A 13,497-nucleotide genomic window follows, 5' to 3' on the forward strand; every position below is an offset into this window, starting at 1 on the left:
GCCTAGAATATTAAGTAACTACTTTGCCCCTCCCAAGGAGAATAAACCATTATGATGCAAGGTTTACATAGCCAAGGTGAAATCATTTGCGATCGCTATCAAATCGTCACCGTCTTGGGTCAGGGGTCAATGGGAACAACCTATGCGGCCGTGGATGTCAATACCTCCCAACGGGTAGCCATTAAGGTGGTGTCCTTACGTCAAGTCTCAGAATGGAAAGTTTTAGAACTGTTTGAACGAGAAGCGCGGGTCTTGGCCACCCTCACCCACCCCAACATTCCCAATTATATTGAATACTTCCAAGTCGATACACCAGAAGACCGTCGCTTTTATTTAGTGCAGGAATTAGTCGAAGGATCATCCCTCGAAGCCTTGATTGAGCAAGGATGGAAACCCACAGAAGACGAAGTAAAGGCGATCGCACTCCAAGTTCTCGAAATCCTCACGTACCTACACACCCTTAATCCCCCAGTCATTCACCGCGACATTAAACCCCAAAACCTCATCCAAAGTAACGACGGTCGCATCATTTTAGTAGACTTTGGAGCCGTGCAAGAAGTCTACCGTAAAACCATCAGTCGCGGGGGAACCCTCGTCGGCACCTTTGGTTATATGGCTCCAGAACAATTTCGCGGACAAACCACCTACGCCTCCGACTTATACGGTTTAGGCACCACCTTAATTTATCTCCTCACCCGCAAACTTCCGGCCGATTTACCCGAAAAGCGGATGAAAATTGATTTTCGTTCCGCCGTTAATCTGTCCGATTCCTTTGGCCGTTGGCTCGATAAAATGATTGAACCTGCCCTAGAAGACCGTTTTAAAGAAGCGGTTTCTGCTCAAAAAACCCTAGTTGATAAATTACCCATTACTCGCACCACCACCGAGCAAAATATTCCGAACTCCATTCATGAAGTCTTTCTACAAAAAACCCCTGACCTATTAAAACTTTACATTCCCGGAAATCCTTGGAACTTAGGCAGTGGTTTATTATGTTTACTCTATGTTGGCTGGACTATACCCGCCGCTATTATCTTGGTGTTCGCCCTCTTGGGTGAGGTTTGGGGATTGGGTGAATTGATTGCTTTCTTACTCTGTTTTATGTTGCCTGCATGGGGTATAAGTTGGGCATTATGGGCAGCTTTTCGTAATCTTAAAGGGGATAATATTTTATTAAAAATCAATCGCAATCGCTTCCAACTGCGTCGCCAATTATTATTGTTTACTGAGGTAATTGAAGGTAACACCGAGTTTTTAGAAATTGAACGGGAATCCGATCCGGCTATCCCCCATATATCCTCTTTATTACTTAAGTGTTCCAAGCAATCCGGTCGTTTATATATTAAACAGTTCGGCATCAAACAATTATACAACAAACCCTTAAAACAAAAAATTGCCGAAGGGTTAGACGTAGCAGAGAAAGAATGGTTATCGGAAGAATTAACAAGCTTTTTACGTGAAGTTAAAAGTAAAAATATACGCCCAGAAAGTCAAAGTTCTAAGGTGAACTTAGTCAAATCCAGTTCATCAGTTGATTTTGGGGCAGCCATTTTAGAATATAGTCGGGTTCAACTCACCAAAACCAAAGAACGTCTCACGATTCATGTTCCCAGTTTAATTCCCCGCGAACAAACGATTTTTTGGATGATTCTCGTTATAATTTTAATGCTCTTAGCTTTCCCATTGTTGATCTTTGCTCTCATTCCTTTAGCCATTATACGATCTAATTTATTTTGGTCAGCCTTCGGCTCATTTCACTTAGAAATCAACCGCGAAACATTTCATTTGAAGTGGGAATATAGCAGTTGGAGTCATCATGTTAAAGGCAAAACAGAAGAGTTACAGCGTGCTAGTTTAAGTAATACCAGTATGACTGTTAATGAACGACCTGTTAAAGCTTGTGCTTTGGATACAAAAAACCACCATTATCTCTTTGGCAGTTGGCTAAAACAGGATGAAAAGGAAATATTGATGTTGGAAATTAATCGCTTTCTAGAATCAATTAAAGCTTAGAGCAATCACCCCATCGCTTAACAGCCTGTTGAGTCAAGCGACAGCGTAACCCAACAACCCACCGCCCAAATGTTTTATACTAGCTAAACTCCAAAAGAAAAGGACGAGCGAGAAAGAAACTGGTCACGGATTTAGCATCAACGCGATCGCTGGTTAGAATAATTTCTTCTAACTCTGGGGGCGATAACACCACCACCTCAATATCTTCGTCCTCATCCTGTTGCGGGGGTTTTTCTAACTTTTCTAAATCTTGGGCGAGGAAAGCGTAGATATATTCATCAGAATAGCCCGGAGCCAGGGGAAATTGCCCCAATTTCCGCCACCGATGGGCGCGGTAGCCTGTTTCTTCCTCAATCTCCCGTTGAATGGTCATAGCGGGGTCTTCGTTCACTTCCACAGTCCCGGCCGGAAATTCCAGTAAGCGCCCTTCAACGGCAAAACGGTATTGATTCACTAAGACTAATTTCCCGTCGGAGGTCACAGGAACTCCTAATGCTCCTCCGGGGTGGCGGATACATTCCCAGTCGCCCTCGACTCCATTGGGTAAACGGAGACGATTGACTTCAAAGTTAAATTTACGACCTTGGAAAAAGAGGCGTTGACTGAGTTGTTGGGGTTTTTCTTTCATAGTAATTGGGCAAGCTCCACCCCTATTATGCTGGATGGGGGGGTGAAGCTTGTCAATCACACTAGCTTGAGATTGGGGTAAGCGGCGAGGATGTCCTCTGTGGTCAGGGTATCCCCCGATGCTTGGGGAGTCCAGAGGATCTCAATGGCTAAGAGGCGATCGCTCCCAATACTGCCAAGGGTGCGCAAAGCTTGCTGTAACTCCTCTGTGCTGTTGATCTTCGGCAAGGTGAACTGACCTTGCGCCCCCACGACCAACGTCACCACGATATATTCCCCCACTTCCTCAGAGAGTTGGGCGAGATCCGTCGAATCGCTCTTAGCCAGTACCTCACTCTTTTTAACCTGATTCTCCACATTAGAGAGGGTTTCCGCCGTGAACTTACTGCGCTCTTCCAAGGCAAATTGGTTAAATTTAGCCTCCGCTTGATTTAAGGGGGCTTGCTGGGCTTCTGAAGCCCCATAGACCCAGTATTCAGGGTGACGGAGAAGGGCTAAGGTGGCCTCTTGCAACACCTCGGCGCGACCGGACGCGCTCCCTGTGTCGGCCGTGGCAGCTAGACGGTCTAAATCAGGCTGTAAGTCTCGGGCAGCCGCTAATAGACCCACTTGGACTTTAGCAACGGACACTTTGCTATTGACTGTTAATTCCCCACTGTCTCCGGCTCCCCCACTGTTGCGGAGGGTATTGACGAGGAAATTGGCGATCGCAATCACAATTAAAATCGTGAACAGGCTACCAAAACCCCCAAAACCGAAAAACGGCAACAGGAAAGGAAAACCCAAACCTCCCCCCGGAGAACGATATCCACCATATCCTCCCCCACTATACGTCCGAGTAGGAGCGCGGAAAGAGCCGCCCCCAATCCGTCCCCCACTGCGAGCCGCCAGCGCATCCCCGGCCGAGCTAAACACCAGCACTAGCACCAAACTACAGAGCAGGAAGGCTTTTAACAATGATTTCAGATTAAACGCAAATTTGTTACCCATTCGTTCATACTCAAGAGTCCTTCACCTTCTATTGTGACCCAAATTCATGGGATACAAGCGCCACCCTTTAGCTAATCGGCGAGAAGCCCCGCACTCTACGCACAGCGTGAGTGTTGGGATGAGAACCGAAGCCCTTGCAAGTCTTCCCCACGCTGGTAAAATGGCATTGGCACCGCAGCAATGCTCACGATACGAAATCATCATCTAATTCGGGCTTGCTGAATATAGCTAGTCCTAATGAGACGTGAACTCTGAGTTATTGTCCTATCTGGATTGAAGACGAGCCTTTTTTACACGACTCAGGTAGGTTGGCTATAACTCTGCTCCGGGTGGGAAACAGGGAACGGGAAGGAACAGGGGGAATCGGAAAAAGGCAAGCCTTTTTGATGATTTATCCCTAAAACCTTACAGTTTCTCGCTCCTAATCGAAAGTCTTAGTAACACTGCTTAGAGGGATATTCAGCAGACCCTAGTTAGATCACGGGTCAGGTCACTTTACTGTAACTCTAGGGTTAAACTAGGCATTAAACGCTGCAAATTTTTAAGAGATTTGGTTTGCCAGGCAATCTCTTCTGAACCTTGTACAGTTAACCCCATTTCTTTGTTTTGACGAACACGAATCACAAATTTAGATAAGACATTAATCCCTGAACTATTGAGAAACTCTAAAGCCCGTAAATCTAACGTCAGAGTGGAAGGATTTTGGTCAGCAATTTGGTTTAAAAGCTCAACAATGGGGGCATATTCGTCCATACCACTGAGTCGCAATGATCCCTGAAACTTAACCGTGTTGATCTCCTTGTTGTATTCCACTTCAAAGCTATTCGTTTTAATTTCCATCTATTCAAGACTCCTAAACACTGAAGGTTAAATAATTCTAAAAGTTCAGTTGAACCATTGTAGTAACAGCAATCCCGACTGGCTCTTGCTCTAATTTTTCAAATTTCCAGCCCAGGGTTGCCATATAATCATTAATCATGGTCAAATAGCCTAAATGAGAACTCCCTCCATTCTCATCTAGAGCGTTTTTCTCCAATTGTTCTAAGTACAAATCTTGGGGATCAGAGGATAATAGTTTTTCAATATAGTCCTGGAAGGGGCTAACTTCTTTTGGGGGGATACTATTGGTAATTTGAAAAACCAGATTATTTTTTCCTAAGTATAGGGCAATGCTGATAGGAAAGTCACATTGATCGTCGTTGAATTTCATGGCATTTTCCAACAACTCGTTAGCGATATAACTCACTGCCCCTTTAATTTCAGCGTGCTGACTTAAGCCTGAATCTTCTGACTCATCGGCTGGTAAAAAGGTAGTAAAATAGTCCGCTAGGAAGTCGGCAGAAAGTCCGTTATTCCGCCATCGTTGTTTGAGTGGAATTGAACTGGGAGAAAACCCAATGATGAGATATTCTTCGCTACTGGGAAAGTTTTCAATGAAGTTGCCAAAAATTTCAGCCATAGTAGTTCTATCTTTTTTGCTTGATATACCGTGCGATCACTTTGGGGGTCCCCCAGTTCAATCTTCATCCTGTTGGCGAGGAAGCCGGATCGTTATTTGTCCCAACTAAAGGTAAAAAGAGTTTTTGTTTGGCGGAATATTGCCAAGCAATTCCTTCTGGGTCTTTGTTCCGACTCCATTCGGCAAAGGTGGGATCTCCTTTGCGCTTGGTTAAGGTCCCTGAATGGACATCTAAACGTTTGGCTAATTCGGCTTGAATTAGAGCTTTGTTCCCAATGGGATTGACGGTGGGAAAAGTAGCTAGTTGTGCGAGTTCCCCTGAAGTCAGGGCTTCTCCTATTCCCTGTGCTGGCGGTTCACTGGCATCAAAGATACGCCCCAATGCGCTGGCTGTCAGAAAATAATACACGATCCCCTTATTTCCGTAAACTTTGCGTTGTGCGCCGTATTCGTTGGCTTTATTTTCGAGAAAACGCTGGGCAGCGTCAAGGGTGAGGTTTGCTTTGAGGGACAGATCAATTGCGGTAACACACCCTTGGTTCTCTGTCAATAGCTCATTAAAAAAAGGGTTCACTTGGGCGCTCCACTGTTTCCAGTGATAGGTTTGCCAAAGGTTCCAAGCGAGGGCGAGGATAACCAGTGCTAAGAGAGCAGGCCAAGCAGAATATAGTATAACAACAGCGAGAGCAAGGGGAAGTAACAGGATGAGAATGCTAGCTGTATTTTTATCTAGGACTTGTCCAGTCATGGCTTTCTAGGCATTGCGTGAGGTTCTTGAGTCGTGAGGGATAAAGTTGCCCCTACTTGAACAGTTTAAGCTGTCTTGACCCGACTGGATAACCCTAAACGCTCAAACATTGCCTTTCTTGCCTGAGTTGCCATGGTGTCGTCGAGGGGGGAAAGGGAAATTGGGGTTTGATATTTTTCTTCGAGGGCTTTTTGAATTAACCAGTCGGCGAGAAAGGGGTTTTTGGGCAGGAGGGGGCCGTGGGAGTAGGTGGCGATCGCATGACGATGAAAAGCGCCCTCCCCGCCATCTTGCCCGTTGTTGCCGTAGCCTTGAATCACTTTGCCGAGGGGGGCAACCTTGCCCAGGTAGGTTCGGCCGCCATGATTCTCAAACCCAATGACAATAGGGCGTTCCCCCAGTTGCGCTTTCAGGTCTTCGGCCAGAGGGGAGGCCGTAATTTCAAAAACCACATTGCCGATACACCGGGGGGCTTCTAGGCCGGGGTGTTTGGTTTCGAGGTCTAGGACTCCTAATCCTTCAATCCGTTGCCCCAAGGCGGGTTCATAATACTTTCCTAGGAGTTGCGGGGAACCACAGGTAAAAACTCCCGGAGTCCCGCCATCCAGTTTTTCTTTAAGGGCTTGGGCTTTTTCCCCTTGGAGATCCCGCATGACAATTTCCTGTTGCCGATCTTGCGCCCCACCCCCCACAATCAGATCCACGGTGTCAAATTGGGGGGCTTCGCTTTGACGATCGAGGGGAACAAGGGTGACATCAAAGCCTCGCCATTGCGCCCGTTTCTGTAAGCAAATCACGTTACCGCGATCGCCGTAGGTACTCATTAATTTAGGGTATAACCAACCGATTCTTAATTCCATAAGAGTCTAGGATCTCTGTTGTTTGATTTGGATAGACTGACGGAGATAGACTTTCGCCCTCTCGTAATGGCCCAAGGCTTCATGAGTGCGGCTAAGATTGGCTAAGACAATGGCCTCCCCAAAGCGATCGCCTGTTTTCTGTTTAAAGTCCAAGGATTTTTCATAGGCATTGAGAGCCTTAGAATAGTCCTCCCCTGCATAAAATACATTACCTAAACCACTCCAAGCTACAGACATTCCAAGGACATCCTGATGATCTTGGCTCCAGTAGAGATATTCCTGATAAATTTTGAGAGCGTTGGCGTACTGTTTTGAGGCACAGAATAAGTTGCCTAAACTACTCAAGGATTGATCTAAGGTGTCTGTATCCTCTAATTCTTGGGCAAGGGCAATATGTTGTTGATAGTAGTAGATGGCTTGGCTCACCTCTCCTAGTTTTTGGTAGATTTTACCTAATGCCTGTAAAAGCTTAACCCGTCCTAGGCGATCGCCAATTTGTGTTTTAATCTCCTCCGACTCTAAATAATGACTTAACGCTTGCTCCGATTTCCCCAAAGAATCATAGGCCCGACCTAGATTAGCGAGGGAATTGGACTCTCCGAGGCGATCGCCAATGGAACGCGCTATGTTCAAATGTTTCTCGAAATGCTCAATCGTTAGCTTCATCGCCAAATGAAACTCCCCTTGAGCATGATGAGTTAAGGGGATAAAACGGGGTTTTTGAACCATCCAATGCCCACTTTCTCGCTTAATCACTAAAGATTCTTGATAGCGTTCAATGGCTTTTTGATACTGCCCCAAAGACTGCAAAGCAACACTTAAATGATCCAATACATAGGCCTCTCCCTGAGCATCCCCTAATTCCTGATAAATACTCAAAGCTTGTTGCCATGTTTGCAATGCGGAGCGAAATTGGCTGAGTTGATAAAGCTCAATCCCCTGTTGAAATAGGCAATCTGCATCCTGTTTGGTATGAAGGTACATACTAACCGTTCCTTCTTGTGGTAAAGCAATGATAGACTGAATCACTAAAAAAGCGAATTGATGAAGACGTGATGCCAGTTCAGATTTTCCCTCCTTGTGGAATTCTGTCCCTCGTGCCAACAATTGATACACTAGGTTAACATCTTGCCACTCTGAACAGGCTTGTAAAATGGACTCGACCTCTTCGCCATCACATTGAATGAGGTTATCGATTAACTCTTGGTAGTTACACTCAGGTTTTGTGTTCATTCTGGCGCTTCTTCTTAGCCCATCTGTCTGAGGAAGGGTTCATTTTTTCTCCCAATAATGATTTAGGGGATCTCTGACAAGGCAAGGGATTCTGAGGGTAGTTCTTTCTATTTTCTGGCAATTGAGGCACAAATTTAAGGGAACGGGCAATCTCCCCTCCGAATTTCAGGGTATTATTGATCGGCGAGCCTCCACGCAATGCTTAGAATAAACAATTTCCGCCCTTTTTCCACTTTTTATAATTTTTCCTGTTTCAAAGCCGCCTGATGAATCTAACAAGTTATAACCCAACCCAAGGAGTTGTCGCTGCCGGACACCCGAAAACGGCCGAGGCTGCTCAAACCATTCTACAAGCAGGGGGAAATGCCTTTGATGCTGTTGTTGGGGCAATGCTAGCCTCTTTTGTCGTTGAATCAACCCTGACCTCTGCGGCTGGGGGTGGGTTCCTCCTCGCCCATACCCACCATAATCAGAATATCCTATTTGATTTTTTTACTCAAACCCCACGCCATAAAAGACCGACCAATGAGTTAAATTTTTACCCGGTTGATGTTAATTTCGGGGAGGCAACCCAAGCCTTTTATATTGGCTTAGGATCAATGGCAGTGCCGGGGAGTTTAGCCGGGGCTTTTGCGGTTCATCAACAACTGGGTAGACTCCCTTTATCTTTAGTAGCTGAACCTACTCTTCAGTATGCCCGAAACGGCATAAAAGTTGTCCCTTTTCAATCCTTTTGTATTAATTCTTTACTTCACCCTATTTTGCTGGCTTTGCCCGAATCTCGGCAATTATACGCACCCCAAGGGACTTTAGTTCAAACAGGGGATACCCTTTATATGAGAGATTTCGCGAATACATTAGAATATATTATTGAACAGGGAATAGAGGAATTTTATCAAGGGGATATTGCCCATCAAATTGCTCAAGATTGCCAGGAACACGGGGGCTATTTAACCCTAGAGGATTTAGCCTCTTATCAAGTCATTCAACGTTCCCCGTTAAAGGTTAATTATCGAGGGCGGGAACTGTTAACGAATCCTCCCCCGAGTTCAGGGGGGGCTTTAATTGCTTTTGCCTTAAAGCTTTTAGAAAAGATTGATTTTAGGGATTTAAAATTTGCCAGTGCCACTCATCGGCAAATTCTGGCGCAAGTGATGGCTTTAACCAATGAAGCGCGCAAAGATGGTTATGATGCTCATATTTATTCGCCGGATGTTGCTGAACAGTTTTTAGCGTTAAACCATTTACAAACCTATCAAAACTCTCTGACTCAAACGGTGAACAAATGGGGTAGCACAACCCATGTAAGTGTGATGGATGAAGAGGGGAATGCGGCTAGTGCGACGACTTCTAATGGAGAGGGTTCGTCCTATGTCATTCCGGGGACAGGGATTATGATTAATAATATGTTAGGGGAGGCGGATTTAAACCCAGCAGGGTTTCATCAATGGCACTGTAATCAACGCATTTCTTCGATGATGGCTCCAACGATTTTACTTCAGCAGGGCAAGCCAGAAATTGTGTTAGGTTCGGGGGGATCTAATCGAATTAGAACGGTAATTTTACAGGTTATTTCTAATTTAATCGATTTTAAAATGTCGGTGCATGATGCGGTAGAAGCCCCTCGAGTTCATTGGGAAAATCAGGTGTTTCATATTGAACCGCCCTATTTACCGAATCTTGAGGAAAGTTTACAATTACCGACCGATACGGATGTGTTGTTTTGGCAAGAACAAAATATGTTTTTTGGGGGGGTTCATGCGGTACAAAAAAACACCATCGGGGAGATGGTTGGAGCAGGAGATCCCCGTCGGGGCGGGGCTGTGGAGGACAGTAAACCGTAAGCAGTTGTAGGGTGTGTTGGCTTCACACCCTTCTCCTGTCTCTGGCCTTGACCCCTAGCCGATGGATTCCATCAGAAGCCTAACGCTGTCCCCGTTGCCAGCGTTCAATGGCTTTTTGAGCGGGTTCATGAGAAGGGGTTCCGGCGGGGACGAGGCGAGCGGTTTCCACGGCTTGGGAGAAATTGCCTCGGGCGGCGCGGGAGTTGGCAATTAGATAAATTTGCCGACTCCAACGCTCAATTAAATCCTGAGCGAGGGGATAACCGGGTTCGCCTTGGGGAACAGCGCGTAGGGTACTAATGCCGCGACTGTAGGAGGAGGCTTGGGTATAGCGGATCATCCGTCGGGCTGAACTGATGATTTCTTGGTTTTTGGCCTGTTGTTCCTTCTGCTGAGTCCACTGTTGAATACTTTGTTGGGCGGTTTGGTAGGTGGTGCTGGGTTCTGCGGGAACAAGACGAGCGGCGGCAATGGCGGAATCAAATTGACCCTGATTGGCGCGTCCTCGGGCTAAGTCTAGAATAACCCCACTCCATCGGGCAATGTCCCCCTGAGCTTCGTCATAGAGGGGTGCGCCGGGGGGGATTCTCTTGGCTTCTGCGATCGCCCGACTAAAACCGGAAGCCTGATTGGTCTGAATATAAGTCCTCGCCCGAGCTAAAATCGCCTGACTTTCCTGTAAGGTTTGGGGAACCGGACTGGGTTCGGGTGTCGGGGCGGGACTTTGGGGGGCTACCGGGGTGGGTTCCGGGGCAGGAATTTCAGCCTCGGGGGCGGGTTCAGGAGCAGGTTCTGAGGGGGTTTCTGGGGGGCCTTCTGCCACTTCTCCCGTTGTCTCCTCCCCATTCCCATTCTGTAATACTGTCTCCCGACCCGTCCAAAAGATGGCTAAAATGACCAATAAAATCGCTGCACCGCCCACCCAGAAAATCCATTTTTGCCATTGGGGGGTTTTCTTGATTCCACTGGCGGGGACACCTGCGGCTCCAAGGGCTTCCTCCGGTTCTGCGGGGCTGGGGGGTGGGGTTTCCGGTTGTTCTAGGGGGGTGACGGCCTCTGCTTTGGGTGGGGTTTGCGGTGGGGTTGCGATCGCCCCTTGTTCCCCGGTGGAGGCGGAAGCACTGGCCACCATTGCCCTACTGGGTAGTAGAGACTGTTGTGCTACATCCAAGGAGGGAATAATAATCAAAGGGTGCTGAATCGGTCGCCAGTGGTGTTCACTCACCTCCGGTAAACGTTCATAAAGATAGCTACTGAGATCATGAAGGGTGATCTCTTGGCCATAGTAGCGCAGGGCTTCTAAGAGGGCGGCGGTAAAAATGCCATGACCCAGCGCTACCGCTTCATGGGAGGACTCATCCACCTGACAGGAGAGTAAAAGGGAAACGCCCATTTCTGGCGCGATTTGGGCTAGTTGACTGCCGACAGGTTTCCCGGCAATCACCCCCGGAGAGCGGTTAATATCCAGCAGGGCGACAATGTGACGGAAGCCCTTGCGTTGTAAACTTTCAAAGAGACTTTGAGCCGCAATCCCGGTGTTTTCAATGTCAGCCGGGTTGCCATCCATTGGCATTAGGTAATCTACACCTTCCCAGTTGACCCCATAGCCACTGAAAAAGAACAATAAGACAGAAGTGGGGGGTTGCTCCAAGCCCTGTTCCATCCAATACTGAATCACCTCTTGGGTGGGGGCAGTAGAATGTTCCCCCACCCAAGGAGAGGCATCGGTGAGGATGAGGGATTGAGTCTGAGGGAGTCCAATTTCTTCCAGTAGGATTTGATGCAGTGCCTGGGCATCCGCTTGGGCGTAACTGAGAGGTTGGATAAATTGATAACGATTAATGCCAATTGCGATCGCAGTGTAGTCTACCATTTGCCCAATAAATTAGCAGTTGTCGGACATCAGTCTTCCTAAAACAACCAGTCTGATGTTGAGTCAGGTTTGTTCTTATTCTAGGTGTATTGTGGGTATTTGTTGGCGATTTCTCTAGAATTTCCCTTTTTTCCCCCACCGGATACCTGCCCACAAAAAACCTCCCACAGGGGGAGGGGCAATGTTCAGGTGAAGTTGAGTGTTGCAGGGATTAGGCCGCCCGATAGAAAATTTCCTGCTGTTGGGGTTGCAGTTGGGGCAGGACTTGGGCTAATAAACGCCCTAAACGGGGAATTTCGCCACTGTTATAGACTCGAAACTCACTTTCTACCGTAGCCTCCACCGTGCGGACTCCTTGATTCAGGACGAGGGAACCACCGGGATCAGAAACAGAACGGTGGAAGGTGCCGGGGGGAATGCGCAAAATATCCCCATTGGCGACCAAGCGCACTACATGAAAGGGGTGTTCCCACGCGAAGTTCACCAGATAAAAGGTTCTCCCCCCAGTCAGGGCTAACAGATTATCCTCTTGATGGGGATGAAGGTAAAACTGCCAGTCTCCGGTTTCGCTATTGTTTGGACTGATGGCCGCCCCGTCATGGAAGACGAGATCACGGGCGTTAGAATCCGGGACAGTGATATCAAAAAAACGGACTTGGGGGGTATCGCGGAATTTTTGGTAAGGCAGAAACTCAAACATAGATCCAGTGATAGATTACGACAGACTTAAGCAATAAAGATGCTGAATTTGGGGGGATTATTGCTCCGACTCCCCAGCAACATCGTCTGACTTGGGTTTATTAGCTAAGTAGCCTAACGGTTATTCCCAAAATGGATCAAAACTAATTCCGTATTACACTTATGCGAAAAACGAATCAATACAGGAATCGATGAATCTTTTCCATCTGAGGGTGTTGTTAGCAGTAGCAGAACAGGGAAATTTTTCTACGGCTGCCTTAAAGCTCGATATTTCTCAATCAGCCGTGAGTCGTGCGATCGCGTCCTTAGAGGAAGAGTTAGGCGTTTCTCTCCTCTCTCGGGGTCGATTTGGCGCAAAACCAACACGTATCGGGGAGCGGGTTATTACTCACGCCCAGCAAATGTTAGAGATTCGTGACAATATTGAGTATGAGGTCAGTCTAGAGAAGGGTTTACAACGGGGTATTGTGCGAGTAGCATCTTTTCGCAGCGCCGCCACCCATTTATTACCCAAAGTTGTCGCACAATTTCGCCAAGCGTTCCCCAATATTGAGGTCATTATTAAGGAGCGAGATCCCCTCGGGGTAGAGCAAGCGTTACGGGAAGGGGATGCCGATATTGGGTTATTACCGTTACCTCGTTCTGAGGAATTTGAAACCTGGGAAATTGCCCGGGATGAATATGTAGTTTTGTTGCCCAAATCTGCCCAAGACATACCAGAACAATTAACTTGGGAAGAGTTATCCCAATATTCGTTTATTTTGTTTAATTATGCCGAATGTACATCGGCAGTGCGAGGCCATTGGGCGAATTCGGGCTATTCGTTTAAAGTGGCCTATGAGATTAAGGAAGATTCTACCATTGTCAGTATGGTAGCCCAAGGATTAGGCGCGGCAATCCTCCCCCGTTTGGCCGCTAAACCAATCCCCAAAGGGGTACAAGTTCGTTCTTTACCGATGCCATTAAAACGAATTATTGGCGCGGCCGTTTTAACCAATGGTTTACAATCTCCGGCGGTTTTCGCTTTTTTAGATGCTTTACGAGGGACAGGACGGTTTCAACCGTGAACCGTGATCAGCACTCAGTTTATTGTTTGCATTCTCTATCACATTGAATTCTCTATCACATTGAATTCTCTATCACATTGAATT

General features: G+C 47.0%; 12 protein-coding genes. 3 read left to right on the plus strand and 9 right to left on the minus strand.

The window, feature by feature from the left end:
* Nucleotides 1-51 precede the first annotated feature (51 nt).
* A complete protein-coding gene (locus tag SPI9445_RS27460; RefSeq protein WP_017304227.1) occupies nucleotides 52-2,013 on the plus strand; it encodes a serine/threonine protein kinase in 1,962 nt (653 codons plus the stop codon).
* 79 nt (nucleotides 2,014-2,092) lie between these two features.
* Here the strand turns inward: SPI9445_RS27460 and SPI9445_RS0108075 are convergent, their stop codons facing one another.
* The 7 genes from SPI9445_RS0108075 to SPI9445_RS0108105 all read right to left on the minus strand — a co-directional run bounded on the left by SPI9445_RS0108075 (nucleotide 2,093) and on the right by SPI9445_RS0108105 (nucleotide 7,930).
* A complete protein-coding gene (locus SPI9445_RS0108075; protein ID WP_017304228.1) occupies nucleotides 2,093-2,641 on the minus strand; it encodes an NUDIX hydrolase in 549 nt (182 codons plus the stop codon).
* A 56-nt stretch (nucleotides 2,642-2,697) separates the two neighbouring features.
* Nucleotides 2,698-3,630, minus strand: a complete 933-nt coding sequence (locus SPI9445_RS0108080) for a DUF1517 domain-containing protein (RefSeq protein WP_017304229.1) — start codon at nucleotides 3,628-3,630, stop codon at nucleotides 2,698-2,700.
* Between the two features lie 495 nt (nucleotides 3,631-4,125).
* Nucleotides 4,126-4,470, minus strand: a complete 345-nt coding sequence (locus SPI9445_RS0108085; protein ID WP_017304230.1) for a slr1659 superfamily regulator — start codon at nucleotides 4,468-4,470, stop codon at nucleotides 4,126-4,128.
* A 37-nt stretch (nucleotides 4,471-4,507) separates the two neighbouring features.
* Nucleotides 4,508-5,089, minus strand: coding sequence for a slr1658 family protein (locus SPI9445_RS0108090; RefSeq protein ID WP_017304231.1), 582 nt, complete (start codon nucleotides 5,087-5,089; stop codon nucleotides 4,508-4,510).
* Between the two features lie 64 nt (nucleotides 5,090-5,153).
* Entirely contained in the window at nucleotides 5,154-5,837 is a 684-nt protein-coding gene (locus SPI9445_RS0108095) for a hypothetical protein (protein ID WP_017304232.1), read from the minus strand.
* Between the two features lie 65 nt (nucleotides 5,838-5,902).
* The gene (locus SPI9445_RS0108100) at nucleotides 5,903-6,697 is read right to left on the minus strand and encodes a type 1 glutamine amidotransferase (protein WP_017304233.1); all 795 of its coding nucleotides are present in this window, start codon (nucleotides 6,695-6,697) and stop codon (nucleotides 5,903-5,905) included.
* Between the two features lie 6 nt (nucleotides 6,698-6,703).
* A complete protein-coding gene (locus SPI9445_RS0108105) occupies nucleotides 6,704-7,930 on the minus strand; it encodes a tetratricopeptide repeat protein (RefSeq protein ID WP_017304234.1) in 1,227 nt (408 codons plus the stop codon).
* 266 nt (nucleotides 7,931-8,196) lie between these two features.
* Here SPI9445_RS0108105 and ggt point away from each other — a divergent pair, with 266 nt between their 5' ends.
* Nucleotides 8,197-9,774, plus strand: coding sequence for a gamma-glutamyltransferase (ggt, locus tag SPI9445_RS0108110; protein ID WP_017304235.1), 1,578 nt, complete (start codon nucleotides 8,197-8,199; stop codon nucleotides 9,772-9,774).
* Between the two features lie 79 nt (nucleotides 9,775-9,853).
* Here the strand turns inward: ggt and SPI9445_RS0108115 are convergent, their stop codons facing one another.
* Both SPI9445_RS0108115 and SPI9445_RS0108120 read right to left on the minus strand, forming a co-directional pair.
* Nucleotides 9,854-11,647 (minus strand): caspase family protein, encoded by a 1,794-nt coding sequence (locus tag SPI9445_RS0108115; protein WP_017304236.1) that lies wholly within the window; start codon nucleotides 11,645-11,647, stop codon nucleotides 9,854-9,856.
* 211 nt (nucleotides 11,648-11,858) lie between these two features.
* Entirely contained in the window at nucleotides 11,859-12,347 is a 489-nt protein-coding gene (locus SPI9445_RS0108120) for a hypothetical protein (RefSeq protein WP_017304237.1), read from the minus strand.
* A gap of 190 nt (nucleotides 12,348-12,537) precedes the next feature.
* Between SPI9445_RS0108120 and SPI9445_RS0108125 the strand changes: the two genes are divergently transcribed.
* Nucleotides 12,538-13,413 (plus strand): LysR family transcriptional regulator, encoded by an 876-nt coding sequence (locus tag SPI9445_RS0108125; RefSeq protein WP_017304238.1) that lies wholly within the window; start codon nucleotides 12,538-12,540, stop codon nucleotides 13,411-13,413.
* Nucleotides 13,414-13,497 lie beyond the last annotated feature (84 nt).

Origin of the sequence: Spirulina subsalsa PCC 9445 (assembly GCF_000314005.1) — a bacterium.
GTDB classification, from domain to species: Bacteria; Cyanobacteriota; Cyanobacteriia; order Cyanobacteriales; family Spirulinaceae; genus Spirulina_A; species Spirulina_A subsalsa.

What these genes read in the sequence shown, in the direction of transcription:
- ggt (WP_017304235.1), top strand. Translation starts at nt 8,197, where the DNA reads ATGAATCTAACAAGTTATAACCCAACCCAAGGAGTTGTCGCTGCCGGA.
- SPI9445_RS0108105 (WP_017304234.1), bottom strand. Translation starts at nt 7,930, where the DNA reads ATGAACACAAAACCTGAGTGTAACTACCAAGAGTTAATCGATAACCTC.
- SPI9445_RS0108125 (WP_017304238.1), top strand. Translation starts at nt 12,538, where the DNA reads ATGAATCTTTTCCATCTGAGGGTGTTGTTAGCAGTAGCAGAACAGGGA.
- SPI9445_RS0108085 (WP_017304230.1), bottom strand. Translation starts at nt 4,470, where the DNA reads ATGGAAATTAAAACGAATAGCTTTGAAGTGGAATACAACAAGGAGATC.
- SPI9445_RS0108100 (WP_017304233.1), bottom strand. Translation starts at nt 6,697, where the DNA reads ATGGAATTAAGAATCGGTTGGTTATACCCTAAATTAATGAGTACCTAC.
- SPI9445_RS0108080 (WP_017304229.1), bottom strand. Translation starts at nt 3,630, where the DNA reads ATGGGTAACAAATTTGCGTTTAATCTGAAATCATTGTTAAAAGCCTTC.
- SPI9445_RS0108090 (WP_017304231.1), bottom strand. Translation starts at nt 5,089, where the DNA reads ATGGCTGAAATTTTTGGCAACTTCATTGAAAACTTTCCCAGTAGCGAA.
- SPI9445_RS0108075 (WP_017304228.1), bottom strand. Translation starts at nt 2,641, where the DNA reads ATGAAAGAAAAACCCCAACAACTCAGTCAACGCCTCTTTTTCCAAGGT.
- SPI9445_RS27460 (WP_017304227.1), top strand. Translation starts at nt 52, where the DNA reads ATGATGCAAGGTTTACATAGCCAAGGTGAAATCATTTGCGATCGCTAT.
- SPI9445_RS0108095 (WP_017304232.1), bottom strand. Translation starts at nt 5,837, where the DNA reads ATGACTGGACAAGTCCTAGATAAAAATACAGCTAGCATTCTCATCCTG.
- SPI9445_RS0108115 (WP_017304236.1), bottom strand. Translation starts at nt 11,647, where the DNA reads ATGGTAGACTACACTGCGATCGCAATTGGCATTAATCGTTATCAATTT.
- SPI9445_RS0108120 (WP_017304237.1), bottom strand. Translation starts at nt 12,347, where the DNA reads ATGTTTGAGTTTCTGCCTTACCAAAAATTCCGCGATACCCCCCAAGTC.